The sequence below is a fragment of the Acetobacter sp. genome (assembly GCF_052102375.1).
In the GTDB taxonomy this organism is placed as follows: Bacteria; Pseudomonadota; Alphaproteobacteria; order Acetobacterales; family Acetobacteraceae; genus Acetobacter.
In genome coordinates this window covers 15,665-31,866 of the sequence record NZ_JBQDXI010000007.1, presented here as the reverse complement: position 1 = coordinate 31,866, position 16,202 = coordinate 15,665, and the positions used below count along the sequence as shown (strand labels likewise).

The following is a 16,202-nucleotide window of genomic DNA, read 5'->3' as shown; positions in this document are numbered from 1 at the left end:
GTCTGGGCTGTTGCATCCCGCGCACGGTAGCGGCATGTTCCGGGCGACAAAAACCGATTAATTCAGGTGAGAATGTATTACAGCCGCCTCAAGATGGCCTCGGTACTGGGTGTATGCCTATTAGGTCTGCTACTTTGCCTGCCCAATGGCCTGCGCAACCCCTTCCCGTCCATGCCCTGGCGGCAAATCCACCTGGGGCTGGATTTGCGCGGCGGGTCTTATCTCCTCATGCAGGTGGACCTGAAAAGCCTGACGCATGACCGTCTGCAAACATTAGCAGACAGTACGCGTGAAAGTCTGATCAAGGCACAGCTTGGCTACCGTAATATTGTGACGGATACCGACAAAGCCACGCTCTCCTTCACACCCCGCACGCCAGACGAAGCGGACGCAGACATTGCTGTTTTGCAAAAGCTGCCACAGGCCATCCCACACGAATTTGCGGTCCAGAAGCAAGCTGATGGCACCATTGCTCTAACTCTGGCGCCGGAAGCCATTACCGCTCGCGCACGAGACGCCATTACGCAGTCCATCGAGATCGTGCGTCGGCGTATTGACGCAACCGGTGCAGTAGATCCGGAAATCACCCGGCAGGGCGATGACCGTATTGTCGTTGAACTCCCCGGCGTGAGCGACCCAGAGCGCATCAAGAGTCTGCTTGGCACAACCGCCAAAATGACTTTCCGTCTGGTTGACTCAAACCCTCTGCATGCTTCAGCGCCTCCACCGGGTGTGAGCCTCGTGCCCATGTCAAACTCGGCAGAAGGTAGCCCACTGCCTGTTTACGACCATGTGGATGTTGACGGCACAGACCTGACGAATGCAGGCGCTGCGGTTGATTCCCAGACTGGTGAATGGGCTGTTTCGTTTTCGTTCGACTCAGTCGGCACGCACGCCTTTTCAACCATAACACAAGCCAATGTGGGCAAACGTTTTGCCATTGTGCTTGATAACAAGGTTATTGAAGCACCAGTCATCCGCACCCCCATCACGGGTGGCAGTGGTCAGATCACTGGTGGTTTTGACGCACAGCGCGCTACGGATCTCGCTCTTCTGCTCCGTGCTGGTGCTTTGCCCGCTCCGCTTGCTGTTGTAGAACAACGCACTATTGGTCCATCACTTGGAGCAGATTCCATCAGGGCTGGCATGCTCAGCCTTGCCTCTGGGTTGGTGCTGGTTATCATCTTTATGGCGCTATTTTACGGGCGCTTTGGCTGGTACGCCAATATTGCCCTGGTGGCCAACCTGGTCCTGATGATTGCCATCCTCTCCCTGTTTGAAGCCACACTCACTCTGCCGGGCATGGCGGGGATGTTGCTCACTTTGGGCATGGCTGTGGACGCAAATATTCTCATTAATGAGCGTATTCGGGAAGAAGTGGCACAAGGCCGCACGGCTCTAGCCGCTCTTCAGGCTGGCTTTGAGCGTGCTACGTCCACCATTGTCGATAGTAATGCTACGGCCCTGCTGGCGCACGTCATGCTGTTTGTGTTTGGTACGGGGCCGGTACGCGGCTTCGCTCTGACCATTACAATTGGTATTGCCACTACGCTGTTCACTACTCTCCTTCTTTCCCGACTGCTTATGGTCCGCTGGTATGCGCGTACACGCCCATCCAGCCTTCCTGTCTGAAGACGAGGCGCATTATGTTTGGACGTCCCCTCCTGCGCTTTGTTCGCAAGGATACCCACATTAACTTCATGCGTGGGCGCTTTGTCGGGCTTATTACCTCGGCTGTGCTGTCACTGGCTTCCATCGGACTGTTTTTCTATCCGGGCCTTACTTTGGGTCTGGACTTCCGTGGCGGCATTGTTGTTGAAGCCAAGACGTCAGGACCGGCAGATTTTGCCAAAATCCGCTCAACGCTGGCAGCGCATCACATCGACCATGCGTCCCTCCAAGCCTTTGACGCACCGGACGACGTACTGATCCGGCTGGAAGCCAGTGATAAGCAGGCAACCAACGATGTTGTAGACACCGTACGCCACGCAATTGCTGAAGCGCAGCCCGGCTCAACCGTTCTGCGCGCTGATGCTGTGGGTGCCTCGGTTTCTTCCGAACTTTTCCGGAACGGGATGCTCGCTCTCGGCCTCAGTCTGGCAATGATTTTGGCTTACATCTGGTTCCGGTTCGAAAAAGAATTCGCCATCAGTGCCGTCATCACACTTATTCTGGACCTTACCAAGACTGTCGGCTTTCTGGTCATAACAGGTTTTGAATTTGACCTTGTTATGGTCGCAGCCATTTTGACTATCTTGGGTTATTCTACCAACGACAAAGTGGTAGTGTACGACCGGGTACGCGAAAATCTGCGCAAATACCGCACAATGCCGCTACGTGAACTGATTGATCTTTCAATCAACGAAACCCTTAACCGTACCTTGGGCACGTCTTCCACAGTCTTCCTCGCAGCCCTCCCGCTTGCATTATTTGGAGGCGCTACCCTGTCTGGCTTTGCTTGGACAATGCTCTTCGGGATTGTAGTTGGAACATCCTCTTCCATCTTCATTGCAGCACCTTTGTTATTGCTGCTAAAGCGGAATGAGCGCACGTAATATGATTGGCAATGTAAGTAAAAACTTATGTTGCCAATAAATTTTATGCCAATTTGACCGTTTTTATCTGAGAAAAATATAAAGTTTAATTACCGGTGTTTTGTTTTATTTCGAACCACCTACCCCATCAGCCAGCATAACACTCTCTTTAATCAAACCGGTGAAAATTTGGCTGAGGTTTTGAGTACATTCTAAAATTACCACGTTTGCAATTGAGCTTGCGCTGCAAGCTCAAGAACTTGAATACCTGCCATAAAAACAGCGTCGCGCTTACAATAGAAGGGATATATGACTATTAAATTTCAATAAAACCTTCCCTTAATCCTTAAATCAAAATCTCACAAAGAATCAATTAACTGATCGAACACTGTCGTGTCGTAAACCTGCACATCATCTTTTACTGAAACACCTTGTAATGTACGGTATACACGACGGTTCAATGCCCGGTTAAAAATTCCGGAGCCTGTTTTATGAGCCGTATATAAATCGTGATATTTGTAACTATTTCGATACAGTGACAACAAACAATCTTCCCCTATAGAGCTATTGCTTACTGTTCCGTAAAAATCATTATGAACAAAATAGTTATCTTCAGTAAAAAATACGTTGTCGGATTTTTGTGATTCCAAAAACTCTATCGCGTTATTATCCTGAAGACGAATATCCGCATCCATCCACCATCCACCATATATCTGAGTGACATGCACACGCAGAAAATCAGTCGCCTCAGCAGGATGCCGCATATTCAAAAATAATGAACGGGCTTCAACACCATAGTTTTGATAGAGCCATTCTTGTGCTTCTTCTTTGTTAAAAGATTTAAAATCAAACCCTGATATATTACTGTGATATGTAAAGTTTTCCTGTACTTTTTCGGACATCTCCCCATCGAAATACATGAAAATATTTCTCGGAATTGTAGGACTTTTACTTTCCTCAGGAGATTTCCCAAACAAGTTATTAGAACATCTAGTTGCTATTTCCAAATAGCGACAATCAATTTCTTCCCCAGTATAAAATTCTTCATACGCATTTCCCATATGAAGGAGCGCCTCGCGTCCATCTTGGCCAGACCAAGCCATTTCAACGCCCTCAATATATTTTGCGAGGGGAGTATTATAGGTTCGTAAAATATCAACTTCTCTGCGGGGGAGCGGCAACCCCGCCTTAAGCATACACAACAACCTTAATTGAAGGAGTGTCGCTGCTGAAGGATTCTGCTCTGAATGCTTAGAGTGCATCCTGAAGCCCAAGCCGTAAATTATGGCGGCTTCTTTTACGTTTTTGTGAGTATGGAGAATATTGGCAACTGAGAATGCATTATGAAGGCTAGATATCCCGTGCCTGTCAAAATATGCTTTTGCCTGCGGGTCCACACTTAATGCTTCTGCATCAAACGGTGTAACCTCAGCGTTGTCAGCATCAATTGCCAATTCTGCTTCCCCAAGAGGTTTAAGAGAAGCCGTTACACCGTGAGACACTACAGATGATGCTGCTGTTTCTTCTGTAACGCCCGCCGCACCGTCCTCCTGCTGCACATAAGCCCGCTTCAAACCACGGTAAGGCCGAAAAGTGTGGATCGAAAAAGAATCTGATGCGTTCGTCACAGATTATGTCCCTGACAACAGTGAGCATTAAGTGGCTGTTACAGTAGCGGTAAGTTCTAGTTTCGCCTACCTCTGAAACAACGCTTTTCTCGGCGTCACTTTTTTTCAATTTCGTAAATATAAGATGCTAGGGCGGCATTAGCAGCCTGCGTTGCTTGCCGTGATGGCTCGCGATCTGCTGTGATAATGGCAATCAAAGCAAGCCTGTCAGCCTGCGCCATACTCATGATCTGAGTTGCGTCAGCGCGTCCAGCCATCATACGACCACGCGCCATACCGTTTGCAATAATATAAGAATACATCATGGTGCGCGGTGTTGGGTCTAGGCTGACCGATTTGGGTGCCATTTGACACGCAGCCAAGAGGACCATACCTCCCAAAGCCACACCACCTAAGCGGCAGCACTTAGGAAAAAAAAGGGAAACAAAGAAAGGGTGCTTCATGATAACCGAAGCGTAGCCCAACTCTGTTTCCCAGCAAACCTGCTTATTGCTTTCGCCTCAACGAAAGCCCGGCGTGGTCTTAAACCCGGCGGGAAGCCAGTTCATCACGGATCTGCTGTAGCAGAATTTCCGTTTTCGTGGGTTCTGGCGGCGCAGCAGGCTTCGCGTCTTCACGCACATGCATGCGGGTCAAAGCTTTGATCAACCAGAAAATAACCAGAGCCGTGATCAGGAACTGAATAACTGCGTTGATAAAGAGGCCGAGGTTAATTGTAACAGCGCCAGCTTTCTGTGCTTCAGCCAGAGTTGCCAGATGAGGGCCCTTAAGCGTGACGAAGAGGTTGGAAAAATCAATCCCACCAATTGCCAAACCAATAAGCGGGTTGAACACATCCTTTACAAGGCTGTTCACAATACCAGTGAAAGATGCACCGATGATCACACCAACGGCAAGATCAACCACGTTACCGCGCATAACAAACGCTTTAAATTCGCCAACCCAACTTGGGGCATGAAGCCCTTTTTTATCATCAGCCATGAAACATTCCTGAGTTTATTTGTCTATCACCAGCGTCTGTACTCAGGATGTGAGGCTTTTTTCAAGATATAAAGCAAAAAACAGACATGCTTTTTCTCTATCCGTCCTGCTTAATCCCCTGATGCAACAGAAGTAACCCTCACCTGTCCCTATAATGTTGCCATTTGAAGGCAGAATTCTGCGTAAGAGTTGTTGATCACAGCCACACACATCGGTATATCCACTCCCACGCATAGCCCGGTCGGTATCGGGACAGCCTTGTTTGAACGGAAAAGAGCCATCATGAAAACCGGCATTCACCCAGACTACCACGAAATCAACGTCATCATGACAGACGGCACCGAATTCACCACCCGCTCTTGCTACGGCAAGCCTGGTGACACGCTGCGTCTGGACGTGGACACGAAGTCCCATCCAGCATGGACCGGCGTACAGCGTATCCTTGATACCGGGGGCCAGGTGGCAAAGTTCAACAAGCGCTTTGCTGGCATTGGCGTTCGCAAGAAATAAGACGCCGCACACAGTCGTGCACAAAATTTGAAACCCCGCCCCTTGAAACAGGGGGCGGGGTTTTCCACGTTTAGCGTTGAGCAAAAATGCCCTGCCGGGGTTTTTGGTCACTGTTCACAGTAAATGCCGCACAGCCCGCCATAATGGGGGCCACGCTACGCGGCAGAACCTTGCTAAATGAGGAGGTTTTGATGAGTTACGATTTTGCACCCCTTTTCCGGTCAGCTATCGGCTTCGACCGTCTGGCGCAGGTGATGGATACCGCAGCCCGCACTGCTGCGTCTCCCAGCTATCCACCCTACGATATCGCAAAAACTGGAAATGATAGCTATAGCCTGACCATGGCCATTGCTGGTTTTGGTGCTGACGATATCGAGCTTGTTGTTCAGGACAATACACTTGTTGTGTCAGGCCGCGTCAGTGAACCGCAAAATGAAGGGGAAATTCTGCACCGGGGTATTGCCCGCCGCGCATTTGAGCGCCGTTTTGCCTTGGCCGACCATGTAGAAGTGACCGGAGCGGAGATGAACAACGGCCTGCTGCGTATTGCCGTGCGCCAGATTGTACCAGAAGCCCTTAAACCCAGACGCATACCGGTTCAGGTAGGTTCCAGCGCGCCCAGTAACACTCAGTCAGAAGCCTCGCTGGCTCAAACCAGCACTTTCCCCGCTGCTGCTGCCTGATTGAAACAGCCTAGCTTTACCAGGAAAGGAGGGATAAGTGCCCTCCTTTCCTTATTTCCTGCATTTGCTTCTTGACCTTGTGGGGGCGCTCCCTCCATATCATCCTCAACACAAGCGCGCCGGCAGGCACGCGGGCCTTATCGGATAGGGTTCCGAACCGTCACTCTCTCCGGTGCCTGCGCAAGCGCCACCCGACGACAGGATGGAACCAATGACGACCCTACCGCTGATGCCTAAAGCCACCGCAGTGTGGTTGATTGAAAGAACAGCCCTCAGCTTTGGCCAGATTGCCGAATTCTGCGGGATGCACCCACTTGAAGTTCAGGCGATTGCCGACGGTGAAGTGGCTCAGGGTATTGTCGGGTATGACCCGGTCTCAAACCGTCAGTTGACGCAGGAAGAGATCCGCCGTTGTGAGGCAAATCCTGATGCAAAACTGAAAATTCTGGCAGTCAACAACCCGGTCAAACGTCGGTCAAAAGGGGCGCGTTACACCCCTGTTGCCAAACGTCATGACCGTCCAGACGCCATTGCCTTCCTGCTACGTAATTTTCCGCAGTTGGGTGATCAGGAAGTCGTCAAACTTCTGGGCACGACAAAAGATACCATTGCTAAAGTGCGCAACAAGCAACACTGGAACACGCCTAACATTAAACCGCGTGACCCCGTGACCATTGGTCTGTGCCGACAGGCTGACCTCAACGCTGCTGTGCAGGCTGCCAATCTGCGTCTCGAACGCGAAGGCCACGAAGTACCGCAGGCTCCGTTGCCGGAATCCTTTGGTGAGCACGAAAGCGCACCAAGCGAATAAGTAAAGAAAAAGCCGCTGAAGGAACACCTCCAGCGGCTTTTTTACGGCGTGTGTCAGGAGGAAAGGCGTTCTATTTCTTCCTTGATCTTCAGCTTCTCAAGCTTGAGGGTCATGAGAACGCGAGCATCCGGTCTGGGGCGTCCGCCTTCCGATGAAATTTTTTGATCAATCCGTGAGTGACGCGTTTTTAAGCTTTCAATCCGCGAAGAGAGTGTCATCGGTGCCTCCATTTATGTTGGTGGTCATAAAACCGTAACGCAGAAGTCTTAAATGTTTTCATGTTTTTTTCATAAAAACTGGCTGCAAGATATGCGTTCCCCTCATGGCTTCGGCTTTTGTTTTCTCACGCCTTCTGATACGATTCAAAAACGAAAACCCGCGAGAAATTACTGGTACGCCGCTCTATTTTCCGTTCATAACTGCCGAGAATAGTGCTCAGGAGATGTCAGAACATGCTGAAAGACCGTGATTCTCTTCTTGGCCAGCTCCATGAGCTTCGCAGCGAACATCGCGATCTGGACACCGTCATCAACCGCCTTATTCAAGGGGATGGACTGGTGGACCAGCTCTATCTTCAGCGTCTCAAAAAGCGCAAACTGCTGCTGCGGGACAGAATTACCTACCTTGAAAGTCAGCTCATCCCTGATGATATTGCCTGACTTTCCTTGAGCATAACGGACAGACCCCAAAAGTGAGCGAAACAGCCCCCCTTCCTTCGGCTACCACCGAAGCAGCAGAAGTTACTCCTAAAGTTGGCATTATCATGGGTAGCCAGTCTGACTGGGAGACAATGCGGCATGCTGATGCCATTCTGACAGAGTTTGAGATCCCACACGAAACGTTAATTGTTTCTGCGCATCGTACGCCGGACCGTTTGTGTGATTACGCAAAAACTGCTGCGGGCCGGGGGCTGTCCGTCATTATTGCTGGTGCTGGTGGGGCTGCCCATCTGCCCGGCATGTGCGCTGCCTGGACACGCCTGCCGGTGTTGGGTGTTCCCGTTGAATCCCGCGCATTAAAGGGAATGGACAGTCTGCTTTCCATAGTCCAGATGCCCGGCGGCGTACCGGTTGGCACTCTGGCCATTGGTGCATCGGGGGCCAAGAATGCAGCGCTTCTTGCTGCCTCAATTTTGGCATTGCAGGATTCTGATCTCGCAGCCCGTCTGGACACATGGCGCGCCCTGCAAACCGCCTCTGTCGCCAACGCCCCAACTTCCGAAGACCAATGACTTCTTTTTCCCCCGTACTTGCTCCCAATGCCGTTATTGGCATTGTTGGCGGCGGCCAGTTGGGCCGTATGTCGGCCATGGCTGCCGCAAAATTGGGTTTCAGAACCCATATCCTGACTCAAGATCCGCACGGTCCTGCGGCTCAAGTCTCGGATGGTGTTACCTTGGGTGCCTATGATGACCTGACGGCTCTGGAACAATTTGCCCGTGCCGTAGACGTCATTACGTTTGAGTTTGAAAATATTAATGCAGATGGTCTGGACTGTTTAGCGCAACATTGCCCTGTGCACCCTTCCGGGACAATCCTGCGTACCAGTCAGGACCGCAGTGTCGAAAAAGCTTTCCTGACAGAGGCTGGTATCCCTATTGCACCTTGGCATCAGGTCGATGATGTGGCCTCTCTGTCAGAGGCAGCAGAAAAGCTGGGCTTTCCCTTCATTCTCAAAACAGCCCGAGATGGCTACGATGGAAAAGGTCAACGCCGGGTTTATACCCAACAGGACATGATTCCAGCGTTTGAGGCTTTGGCACCCCGCAGGCTTGTGGCCGAAGGCATGGTCGATTTTGCCTGTGAAGTCAGCGTAATGGTTGTGCGCGGGCATGACGGGACTATCCGTTGCTTTGACCCCGGCCAGAACTTTCATAAAAACGGTATTCTCGATCTTACTCTGGCTCCCGCCCCAATAGATCCAACCGTGGCAGCACAGGCGCAAACCCTTGCTGCCTCCATTGCCGAGCAACTGGATCTGATCGGTATTATGGGCGTGGAACTGTTCGTTGACCGCACAGGCACCCTGCTTGTGAACGAGATAGCCCCCCGCCCCCATAATTCTGGCCACTGGACAATGAATGCCTGCCCGGTTGATCAGTTTGAGATGCATATTCGTGCTGTGGCAGGCCTGCCGTTGCCTGAGGCCTCTCGCCATTCAGATGCTGTTATGAAAAATCTGATCGGCCCTGATGACATGGCCTTGTGGCCAGCCATTGTGGCAGCCCCGGGCCTTCTACCGCATTTATACGGTAAGGCGGAGGCCCGTAATGGGCGCAAGATGGGCCACGTAAACGTGGTATTCCCTTATGGTAGTCTACCCGGCCCCTTAGGTATTCAGGATGCGCTGGGACCTTTGGCAGAGCCGGAAACAGTTCCGGAGCTTGAGGACTGCTAAAATTTTTTCCGGCAGGAAAGGCGTTAAAGCAGCCCTTCCTGCCGGAAGCTAAATAAAAGACCATGCCCTACAATGACATGGTCCCACACCGTAATGCCCATAAGCTGCGCGGCTTTGGAAATTCGGTACGTTATATCAATATCGTCCTGAGACGGTGTGGGGTCCCCACTTGGATGGTTGTGGACCAGAACAAGATAAGGCGATTGAAGCTCCAAGGCCCTCCGAACCACTTCCCGCGGGTATAAGGGGGCATGATCTATGGTGCCACGGCCACTAACCTCATCTGCCTGCAATTTGAACGCTGAATCCAGAAAGAGGACGCGAACCTGCTCAATATCCTCATGCCCCATAACCGTACGCAAATAGGCTTCAAGTTGTTCTTTTTTAAGAAGAATTTTTCCCTTCTTTAATTTGGCAAGATGCATCCGCCGCGCTGCATCATAAACAAGCTGAAAATAAATGCTGAGCAGCTTGTTCCCACCAGAGGCTCTCTCCTGAGCTCTACACGGCGCGCTAATAACTGCGGCAAAAGACCCAAACCTTGCAATGAGTTCCACCGCCATATCTTCTGCATGTTTTTCACGTGGCGTAATGGCAAGAATAAGTTTGGTCAGTAAAACTACGTCACCACAAACAGGAGGGCCTGCCGGAACAGGTTTTTCGTCTCCACATGTTGCATAGTCCTGCTGCAATTCTTGTAGAAACGGAAGCTGTATGGGCGTTGCCGCAACATCCAGCGAAAAGTTTGCGGCATCGGACAAGGCAAGAGGCGTACCTGCTGTGCCAGACACCTGTAGTAAAGGACTTGCCTTCTTTACCACTCATCCTGTCCCATATTGCGGAAGCTCAGCCATTGACCGTTTCTCATGACAAGATGATCATAAACGTCCAACGCCAGCAAAGGTGCCGCTTTTAAAAGAGCCTGAACAAACGCAATGTCTTTTTGCATTTGCTGCGCTCTGGAAAGACCGTCCGAAACAAGCCTGACCGTCACCAAGGCGGATGCATTATGAGCCAGAGCCTGCTTTAAAATATCGGCCACACACGCTTCAACCGTTTTATCCGACATTTCCATAACTGGTTCATCGGCGAGTAGATGATTCTTGATATCAAGAAACAACACCCGTAATTGCCCGGCCGGCAGACCTGTAAAAGCCGTATGGCAATAGGTCAGCAATTTATCCCACTTGCCAATATCGGCACGTTTGGTGGTCTGGGGGGTACTTAACTTCTCGGCTATTTCTGGCATGAGTGTCAGAAGTCTCACACATGCAGGCCCCATACCAGCCTCTTTCAAGGCTGCCGCAGGCGCTTCCAGAACAGCGCTCAGGCTGCCAAAACTATTGATCAGCGCTTTTGCCTGCGGCTTGGTGTCCCGCCGGGGAACTCCGGGAAAGAGAAGCATCTCAAGTATTTCGTAATCAGCAAGGCCACCCGCGCCCTTCTGCTCCACACGCTGGCGCATCCGTTTTCTGTGTCCGGATGGGCCCGTACTTGCAAAAACCTGCCCCCCGCTGTGCCTCACTTGCCCCGAAGGGCGCTTTCATGATGCTCGGGCTAAAAAGCCGCCCGGTTTTTAACGGCTCCGATTGGCCTTCGCTTCACATGGTATTATAAAGCCATAGTGAGCACGTCAGAACATCCCCCTTCGCCGCTTTTTTCTTCTCCCGCCCCTGAAGGAGCGCCGGGCTATCTTGAACGCCTGAACCCAGAGCAGCGCGCCGCCATTGAAACAACAGATGGCCCCCTTCTGGTCTTGGCTGGTGCCGGGACCGGGAAAACACGCGTTTTGACCACACGGTTTGCGCATATTCTGCTCAGTGGCCACGCAAAACCGTGGCAAATCCTGACCGTTACCTTCACCAACAAAGCCGCGCGGGAAATGCGCGAACGTATCAGCTTTTTGTTGGGCGAACCCGTTGAAGGGCTGTGGCTTGGCACCTTTCATGCTCTGTGCGCCAGAATGCTCCGCCGCCATGCAGAATATGTAGGCCTGACACACGGTTTTACCATTCTGGACACAGACGACCAGTTACGCCTGCTCAAGCAGGTGATGGAACCGTGGCGCATTGATACAAAACGCTGGCCAGCCCCCGGCCTAATGGGCGTTATTCAGCGCTGGAAAGATCGCGGCCTGACCCCTGCTCGTGTGACCGACACTGAAGACTCAGACTTTGCCGATGGCCACGCCCGCGCCATTTATACAGCCTACCAAACCCGCCTGCGCGAACTGAACGCCTGCGATTTTGGCGACCTCATGCTGCATGTGGCAGAAATTCTGCGTACCCGCCCCGATGTTCTAGACCAATACCACAGGCTCTTCCGTTACATTTTGGTGGATGAATATCAGGACACCAATACCATCCAGTACCTGTGGCTCAGGCTGCTGGCCAAACGGACTGGCTATCCGTCCAACATCTGTTGCGTGGGGGATGATGACCAATCCATCTACTCATGGCGTGGGGCGGAAGTTGAGAATATTCTCCGCTTTGAAAAAGACTTCCCCGGTGCACAAATCGTCCGGCTTGAGCGCAATTACCGCTCTACCCAACATATTCTGGGTGCCGCAGCTGGCCTGATTGCCCATAATGACGGACGGCTGGGCAAAACCCTACGTTCCGGCAAGGACGATGCCAGCGGGGAAAAAGTTCTGGTAACCGGTGTGTGGGATTCGGAAGCTGAGGCCCGTGCCGTGTGTGATGCGGCAGCGTCCTTCCTCGCCAAAGGCCAGTCTTTGGCTGAAATGGCCATTCTGGTCCGCGCCGGTTTCCAGACGCGTGCGTTTGAAGAGCGCTTGGTCCAAACCGGCCTGCCATATCGAATTGTAGGCGGTGTACGGTTTTACGAGCGCGCTGAAATTCGCGATGCCATGGCTTACATGCGCATTGTGAATCAGCCTGCGGATGATCTTGCGTTTGAACGCATTATCAATGTGCCAAAACGCGGGATTGGTCCGGCTGCACTTCAAAAGCTTCATGCCGCAGCGCGGGCCCGGCAAGTTCCACTGGCGGCAGGCACACAGGCGCTTTTGGATGAAGGGGGCCTGAAAGGTAAAATGGCGGCCCAGCTTGCAACGCTCATGAACGCCCTGTCCACCACGCGAGACATCCTGAGCCGCGAGGGACATGTGGTTGCGGTTGAACACCTGCTGGAAGAAAGCGGGTATCTGGATATGTGGCGCAATGACCGCTCAATAGAAGCACCGGGACGACTGGAAAACCTGAAAGAACTGGTGCGCGCCCTGTCCGATTTTGGGACGCTTGGTGAGTTTCTGGATCATGTTGCGCTGGTCATGGAGCATGACGAAAACGCGGGCGATGCCAAACTCTCTCTCATGACCTTGCACGGGGCCAAGGGGCTGGAGTTTGATACCGTATTTCTTCCGGGATGGGAGGAAGGCGTCTTCCCGTCTCAACGCACGTTAGATGAAGGCGGCCTGAAAGGGTTGGAAGAAGAACGCCGCCTTGCCTATGTGGGCATTACCCGTGCCCGCAAACACGCCCTTATTTTTCATGCTGACCGCCGCCGTATCTACGCCAACTGGCAGCCCTCCATGCCCAGCCGCTTTCTGGATGAACTGCCGGATGAGCATATTGTCCGCAAGGAAAACGGTGCAGCCCCGCAGCAGCGCCTCAACATGACTGACTCCGTGTTTGCAAACGGGCCTCTCACCACGCGCCGCCGGCAGGACCCCATGCTGGCAGATGCAAACACGGCAAGCTTTCAGCTTGGTGACCATGTTCGCCACCCCCGCTTTGGGGTTGGCATTATCATCAGCGCAGACCGCCACCACCTTGAGATTGCGTTTGAAAGTGGTGACACCAAACGCCTCCTCTCCTCCTTTATAGAGAAAATTTAATGGCCCCTCCTCCCCGCAGACACGCCACAGCCCTCGAGACGGTCAGCGTTACCGTGCCTGAATCCGCTGTTGAAGCCTATGAAAGCGCCATAGGCACCGTATGCACCACCGTTGGTATTTTTGAAGCCAACCCTGAGGGCACTTTGTGGCGCGTTGAGGGTGTGAAAGACGTAGGCCACCGTGATGATGAGCTGGAAACAGCTCTGACACTTGCCCAGTTAACCAGCGGCACAGCAGCCCCCCTTGAGCGGGCCGAAACCGAGGCCGAAGGTTGGCTGGCCCGTACGTACGAGGCCTTCCCTGAGCAGGAAGTGGGGCAGCGTTTTGTTGTACGGGGCACACATCTGCCCGACACGCATAATGCCACCCGCATTGTGCTGACGCTGGATGCCGGGGTAGCTTTTGGGTCTGGCGAGCACGGCTCCACCCGTGGCTGTCTGCGGGCACTTGAATATATGGCCCATCGCAAGCCCCGCCGTATTCTGGACCTTGGGTGTGGCTCTGGCATTCTGGCCATGGCCGCAGCAGCCCTACTGCACCAGAAAGTGCTAGCCGTTGATATTGAACCATGGTCTGTCCGGGTATCTGCAGAGAATGCCGCCCGTAATGGGTTGAGCCGTGCGCTGACCTGCCGTCTGGGCAATGGCTGGCGCACTCCCGAAATTCGCCGCAAAGCGCCCTACGATCTGGTGTTTGCCAATATTCTGGCCCGCCCGCTTTGCCTGATGGCTAAAGATCTGGCCCTGAATCTGGCTCCGGGTGGTACCGTTATCCTGGCTGGCCTGCTGCGTACCCAGATCCGCATGGTTCTGGCGGCCCATCAACGGCAAGGGCTGGTACTGGAAAAAACCTTCCGTGAAGGGGACTGGGCCACGCTGGTCCTGCGTAAACCCTACGCCCTGCCGCAAGCAGCATAAGACCCACCCCCTGATAGCAGTGCGCTGCACTGCTTCTTTATTGTTAAAGACTACGATTTAAGGACCCGCCAATGCCCTCTCCCTCCGCCAACCGTCTGACTGCTTTGCGCTCCCTGTTGGAACAGGAGGGACTGGATGGGCTGATTATTCCGCATAGTGATGAGTATCTGGGGGAATACACGCCAGCCTGTGCTGAGCGTCTGGAATGGCTGACCGGTTTTTCTGGCAGTGCCGGGCTGGCTATTGTCCTTCCTGAAGCCGCTGCCGTGTTCTCGGATGGCCGCTATGTCACACAAATGGACCAACAGGTGGATAAAAGCTGCTGGTCCTGTGAGCATATGTACCAGACGCCCCCCAACCAATGGTTGGCAGAGCATGCCCCAAAAGGCGCACGCATTGGTTATGATTCCCGGATCATGAGCCAAGCCGAACTTTTACCTTTTCAGGCAACGGCGCAAACTTATACCCTGAGCGCCACCGACGGAAATCTAGTGGATCATCTCTGGACCGACCGCCCGGCATTTCCCGCAGGCCCAGCCGTTATTCACCCCCTCGCTTATGCGGGCGAAGCATCAGACAGCAAGCGTGAGCGTCTGGCGCAGGGGCTGAAGCGGACTGGCCAAGCTGCTGCTGTATTAAGCGATTCTTCCTCGATCGCATGGCTGCTCAATATTCGTGGTGCGGACATCCCCTGCCTGCCGGTTGTGCTGGCTTTTGCCGTACTCCACGCAGATACCACGGTGGACCTGTTCATTCAGGGCAGCAAACTTCCCGCTAGCGTCCGTGACTGGTTGGGGGAAACCGTGCGTGTGCATGAACCAGACGCTATGGAACAGGTGCTGGCCGAACTGAAAGGCCACGTGGTTAGCGTTGACCCGGCAACCAATGCCGTATGGTTTACGGAAACACTAACCCGCCATGGTGCGACAGTGCAGGAAAGCCCAGACCCCTGCCTGCTGCCCAAAGCCCTGAAAAACCCGACAGAACAGGAAGGCACACGGAAGGCCCATTTGAAAGATGGCATCGCCCTATGTCGTTTCCTGCACTGGCTGGACCAGAACGCTCTTAACACTACGGAGCTAAAAGCGGCCGCAACGCTTGATGCCTTTCGGGCTGAAGGCGCGGATTACCGGGGCGAATCTTTCCCTGCTATTTCTGGCTCAGGCCCTAATGGTGCCGTTATTCATTACCGCGTCACCCCGGAGTCAGACCGTGCCCTGACCGCTAACGAAGTCTATTTGATTGATAGCGGTGGCCAGTACCCGGAGGGCACAACAGATGTCACCCGCACACTCTGGACCGGGCCGGATGCCCCACCTGCCCGCCTGAAGGAAACCTTCACCCGCGTCCTGAAAGGCAACTTACGCCTTGGCCGCGCACGCTTCCCCAAAGGCACCACCGGTTCTGCGCTCGATACTCTCGCCCGTTTTGACCTCTGGCAGGCTGGGCAGGATTATGACCACGGTACAGGGCATGGCGTTGGCAGCTTTCTCTCCGTACATGAGGGGCCGGCCCGCATTTCCAAAATACCCAACCCTATTGCGCTGGATGCAGGGATGATCCTGTCCAACGAGCCCGGTTATTATGAGCCGGGTGCTTATGGGATCCGTCTGGAAACGCTGGTTTTAGTGCACCCCATGCCCCACGTGGAAGGGGCCCGCCCCGGCTATGAGTTTGAGACGTTGACTCTGGCTCCTTTCGACCGCCGCCTGATTGATGAGCAGACTCTGGGGCAGGAAGATAAGACTATTCTGGATGCCTACCATGCACGGGTGCTGGAACTGGTTGGTCCGCACTTGCCTCCAGAAGCACAAAAATGGCTGAAAACCGCCTGCGCGCCCCTCACGGCGGCGTGAAGGCAAACAGGATAATCGGCTGGTCA

At 53.2% G+C, this 16,202-nt stretch carries 17 protein-coding genes; 11 read left to right on the top strand and 6 right to left on the bottom strand.

The genetic code is table 11. The annotated features are described in order from the left end of the window. The first annotated feature begins 66 nt into the window (after positions 1–66). Positions 67–1,632 (top strand): protein translocase subunit SecD, encoded by a 1,566-nt coding sequence (gene secD, locus ACTIDN_RS04555; protein WP_441376142.1) that lies wholly within the window; start codon positions 67–69, stop codon positions 1,630–1,632. A 14-nt stretch (positions 1,633–1,646) separates the two neighbouring features. After that, a complete protein-coding gene (gene secF / locus ACTIDN_RS04550; RefSeq protein WP_441376141.1) occupies positions 1,647–2,555 on the top strand; it encodes a protein translocase subunit SecF in 909 nt (302 codons plus the stop codon). Between the two features lie 338 nt (positions 2,556–2,893). Here secF and ACTIDN_RS04545 read toward each other — a convergent pair whose 3' ends face one another. The 3 genes from ACTIDN_RS04545 to mscL form a co-directional block, all read right to left on the bottom strand. Further along, complete coding sequence (locus ACTIDN_RS04545; protein WP_441376140.1) at positions 2,894–4,162, bottom strand: hypothetical protein; 1,269 nt, start codon at positions 4,160–4,162, stop codon at positions 2,894–2,896. A 95-nt stretch (positions 4,163–4,257) separates the two neighbouring features. After that, positions 4,258–4,509 carry a hypothetical protein gene (locus ACTIDN_RS04540; RefSeq protein ID WP_415508203.1) on the bottom strand — a complete coding sequence of 84 codons (252 nt, stop codon included), beginning with the start codon at positions 4,507–4,509 and terminating at the stop codon, positions 4,258–4,260. Positions 4,510–4,684: 175 nt separating this feature from the next. Continuing rightward, the gene (mscL, locus tag ACTIDN_RS04535) at positions 4,685–5,143 is read right to left on the bottom strand and encodes a large-conductance mechanosensitive channel protein MscL (protein ID WP_441376139.1); all 459 of its coding nucleotides are present in this window, start codon (positions 5,141–5,143) and stop codon (positions 4,685–4,687) included. 282 nt (positions 5,144–5,425) lie between these two features. Between mscL and rpmE the strand changes: the two genes are divergently transcribed. From rpmE to ACTIDN_RS04520, 3 genes are all read left to right on the top strand, one after another. Next, a complete protein-coding gene (gene rpmE / locus ACTIDN_RS04530) occupies positions 5,426–5,653 on the top strand; it encodes a 50S ribosomal protein L31 (protein ID WP_048839371.1) in 228 nt (75 codons plus the stop codon). A 191-nt stretch (positions 5,654–5,844) separates the two neighbouring features. Next, entirely contained in the window at positions 5,845–6,336 is a 492-nt protein-coding gene (locus tag ACTIDN_RS04525) for an Hsp20 family protein (RefSeq protein ID WP_441376138.1), read from the top strand. A gap of 211 nt (positions 6,337–6,547) precedes the next feature. Continuing rightward, entirely contained in the window at positions 6,548–7,147 is a 600-nt protein-coding gene (locus tag ACTIDN_RS04520) for a DUF1013 domain-containing protein (RefSeq protein WP_441376137.1), read from the top strand. Between the two features lie 53 nt (positions 7,148–7,200). On the opposite strand, the gene ACTIDN_RS04515 is transcribed toward ACTIDN_RS04520, so the two are convergent. Then, a complete protein-coding gene (locus ACTIDN_RS04515; RefSeq protein ID WP_415508207.1) occupies positions 7,201–7,365 on the bottom strand; it encodes a YdcH family protein in 165 nt (54 codons plus the stop codon). A gap of 234 nt (positions 7,366–7,599) precedes the next feature. Here ACTIDN_RS04515 and ACTIDN_RS04510 point away from each other — a divergent pair, with 234 nt between their 5' ends. Genes ACTIDN_RS04510 through ACTIDN_RS04500 form a run of 3 tightly spaced genes read left to right on the top strand, consistent with a single transcriptional unit; the run spans position 7,600 to position 9,544 of the window. Next, positions 7,600–7,806 carry a YdcH family protein gene (locus tag ACTIDN_RS04510; RefSeq protein WP_048839374.1) on the top strand — a complete coding sequence of 69 codons (207 nt, stop codon included), beginning with the start codon at positions 7,600–7,602 and terminating at the stop codon, positions 7,804–7,806. A gap of 32 nt (positions 7,807–7,838) precedes the next feature. Then, entirely contained in the window at positions 7,839–8,378 is a 540-nt protein-coding gene (gene purE / locus ACTIDN_RS04505; protein ID WP_415508208.1) for a 5-(carboxyamino)imidazole ribonucleotide mutase, read from the top strand. Further along, positions 8,375–9,544 carry a 5-(carboxyamino)imidazole ribonucleotide synthase gene (locus ACTIDN_RS04500; protein WP_441376136.1) on the top strand — a complete coding sequence of 390 codons (1,170 nt, stop codon included), beginning with the start codon at positions 8,375–8,377 and terminating at the stop codon, positions 9,542–9,544. The genes purE and ACTIDN_RS04500 overlap by 4 nt, the downstream gene beginning before the upstream one ends. A gap of 23 nt (positions 9,545–9,567) precedes the next feature. Here the strand turns inward: ACTIDN_RS04500 and ACTIDN_RS04495 are convergent, their stop codons facing one another. Both ACTIDN_RS04495 and ACTIDN_RS04490 read right to left on the bottom strand, forming a co-directional pair. Further along, positions 9,568–10,335: a JAB domain-containing protein gene (locus ACTIDN_RS04495; RefSeq protein WP_441376135.1), complete on the bottom strand. Its 768-nt coding sequence runs from the start codon at positions 10,333–10,335 to the stop codon at positions 9,568–9,570. A 23-nt stretch (positions 10,336–10,358) separates the two neighbouring features. After that, positions 10,359–10,997, bottom strand: a complete 639-nt coding sequence (locus ACTIDN_RS04490) for a JAB domain-containing protein (RefSeq protein ID WP_441376134.1) — start codon at positions 10,995–10,997, stop codon at positions 10,359–10,361. Positions 10,998–11,165: 168 nt separating this feature from the next. Here ACTIDN_RS04490 and ACTIDN_RS04485 point away from each other — a divergent pair, with 168 nt between their 5' ends. From ACTIDN_RS04485 to ACTIDN_RS04475, 3 genes are all read left to right on the top strand, one after another. Further along, positions 11,166–13,403: an ATP-dependent helicase gene (locus ACTIDN_RS04485; RefSeq protein ID WP_441376199.1), complete on the top strand. Its 2,238-nt coding sequence runs from the start codon at positions 11,166–11,168 to the stop codon at positions 13,401–13,403. Beyond that, the gene (locus ACTIDN_RS04480) at positions 13,403–14,320 is read left to right on the top strand and encodes a 50S ribosomal protein L11 methyltransferase (RefSeq protein WP_441376133.1); all 918 of its coding nucleotides are present in this window, start codon (positions 13,403–13,405) and stop codon (positions 14,318–14,320) included. The genes ACTIDN_RS04485 and ACTIDN_RS04480 overlap by 1 nt, the downstream gene beginning before the upstream one ends. A 71-nt stretch (positions 14,321–14,391) precedes the next feature. Beyond that, positions 14,392–16,176 (top strand): aminopeptidase P family protein, encoded by a 1,785-nt coding sequence (locus tag ACTIDN_RS04475; RefSeq protein ID WP_441376132.1) that lies wholly within the window; start codon positions 14,392–14,394, stop codon positions 16,174–16,176. Positions 16,177–16,202 lie beyond the last annotated feature (26 nt).

Coding starts and splice junctions, on each gene's coding strand:
- secF (WP_441376141.1), top strand. CDS start 1,647: ATGTTTGGACGTCCCCTCCTGCGCTTTGTTCGCAAGGATACCCACATT.
- ACTIDN_RS04540 (WP_415508203.1), bottom strand. CDS start 4,509: ATGGCACCCAAATCGGTCAGCCTAGACCCAACACCGCGCACCATGATG.
- mscL (WP_441376139.1), bottom strand. CDS start 5,143: ATGGCTGATGATAAAAAAGGGCTTCATGCCCCAAGTTGGGTTGGCGAA.
- rpmE (WP_048839371.1), top strand. CDS start 5,426: ATGAAAACCGGCATTCACCCAGACTACCACGAAATCAACGTCATCATG.
- ACTIDN_RS04525 (WP_441376138.1), top strand. CDS start 5,845: ATGAGTTACGATTTTGCACCCCTTTTCCGGTCAGCTATCGGCTTCGAC.
- ACTIDN_RS04520 (WP_441376137.1), top strand. CDS start 6,548: ATGACGACCCTACCGCTGATGCCTAAAGCCACCGCAGTGTGGTTGATT.
- ACTIDN_RS04515 (WP_415508207.1), bottom strand. CDS start 7,365: ATGACACTCTCTTCGCGGATTGAAAGCTTAAAAACGCGTCACTCACGG.
- ACTIDN_RS04510 (WP_048839374.1), top strand. CDS start 7,600: ATGCTGAAAGACCGTGATTCTCTTCTTGGCCAGCTCCATGAGCTTCGC.
- ACTIDN_RS04500 (WP_441376136.1), top strand. CDS start 8,375: ATGACTTCTTTTTCCCCCGTACTTGCTCCCAATGCCGTTATTGGCATT.
- ACTIDN_RS04480 (WP_441376133.1), top strand. CDS start 13,403: ATGGCCCCTCCTCCCCGCAGACACGCCACAGCCCTCGAGACGGTCAGC.
- ACTIDN_RS04475 (WP_441376132.1), top strand. CDS start 14,392: ATGCCCTCTCCCTCCGCCAACCGTCTGACTGCTTTGCGCTCCCTGTTG.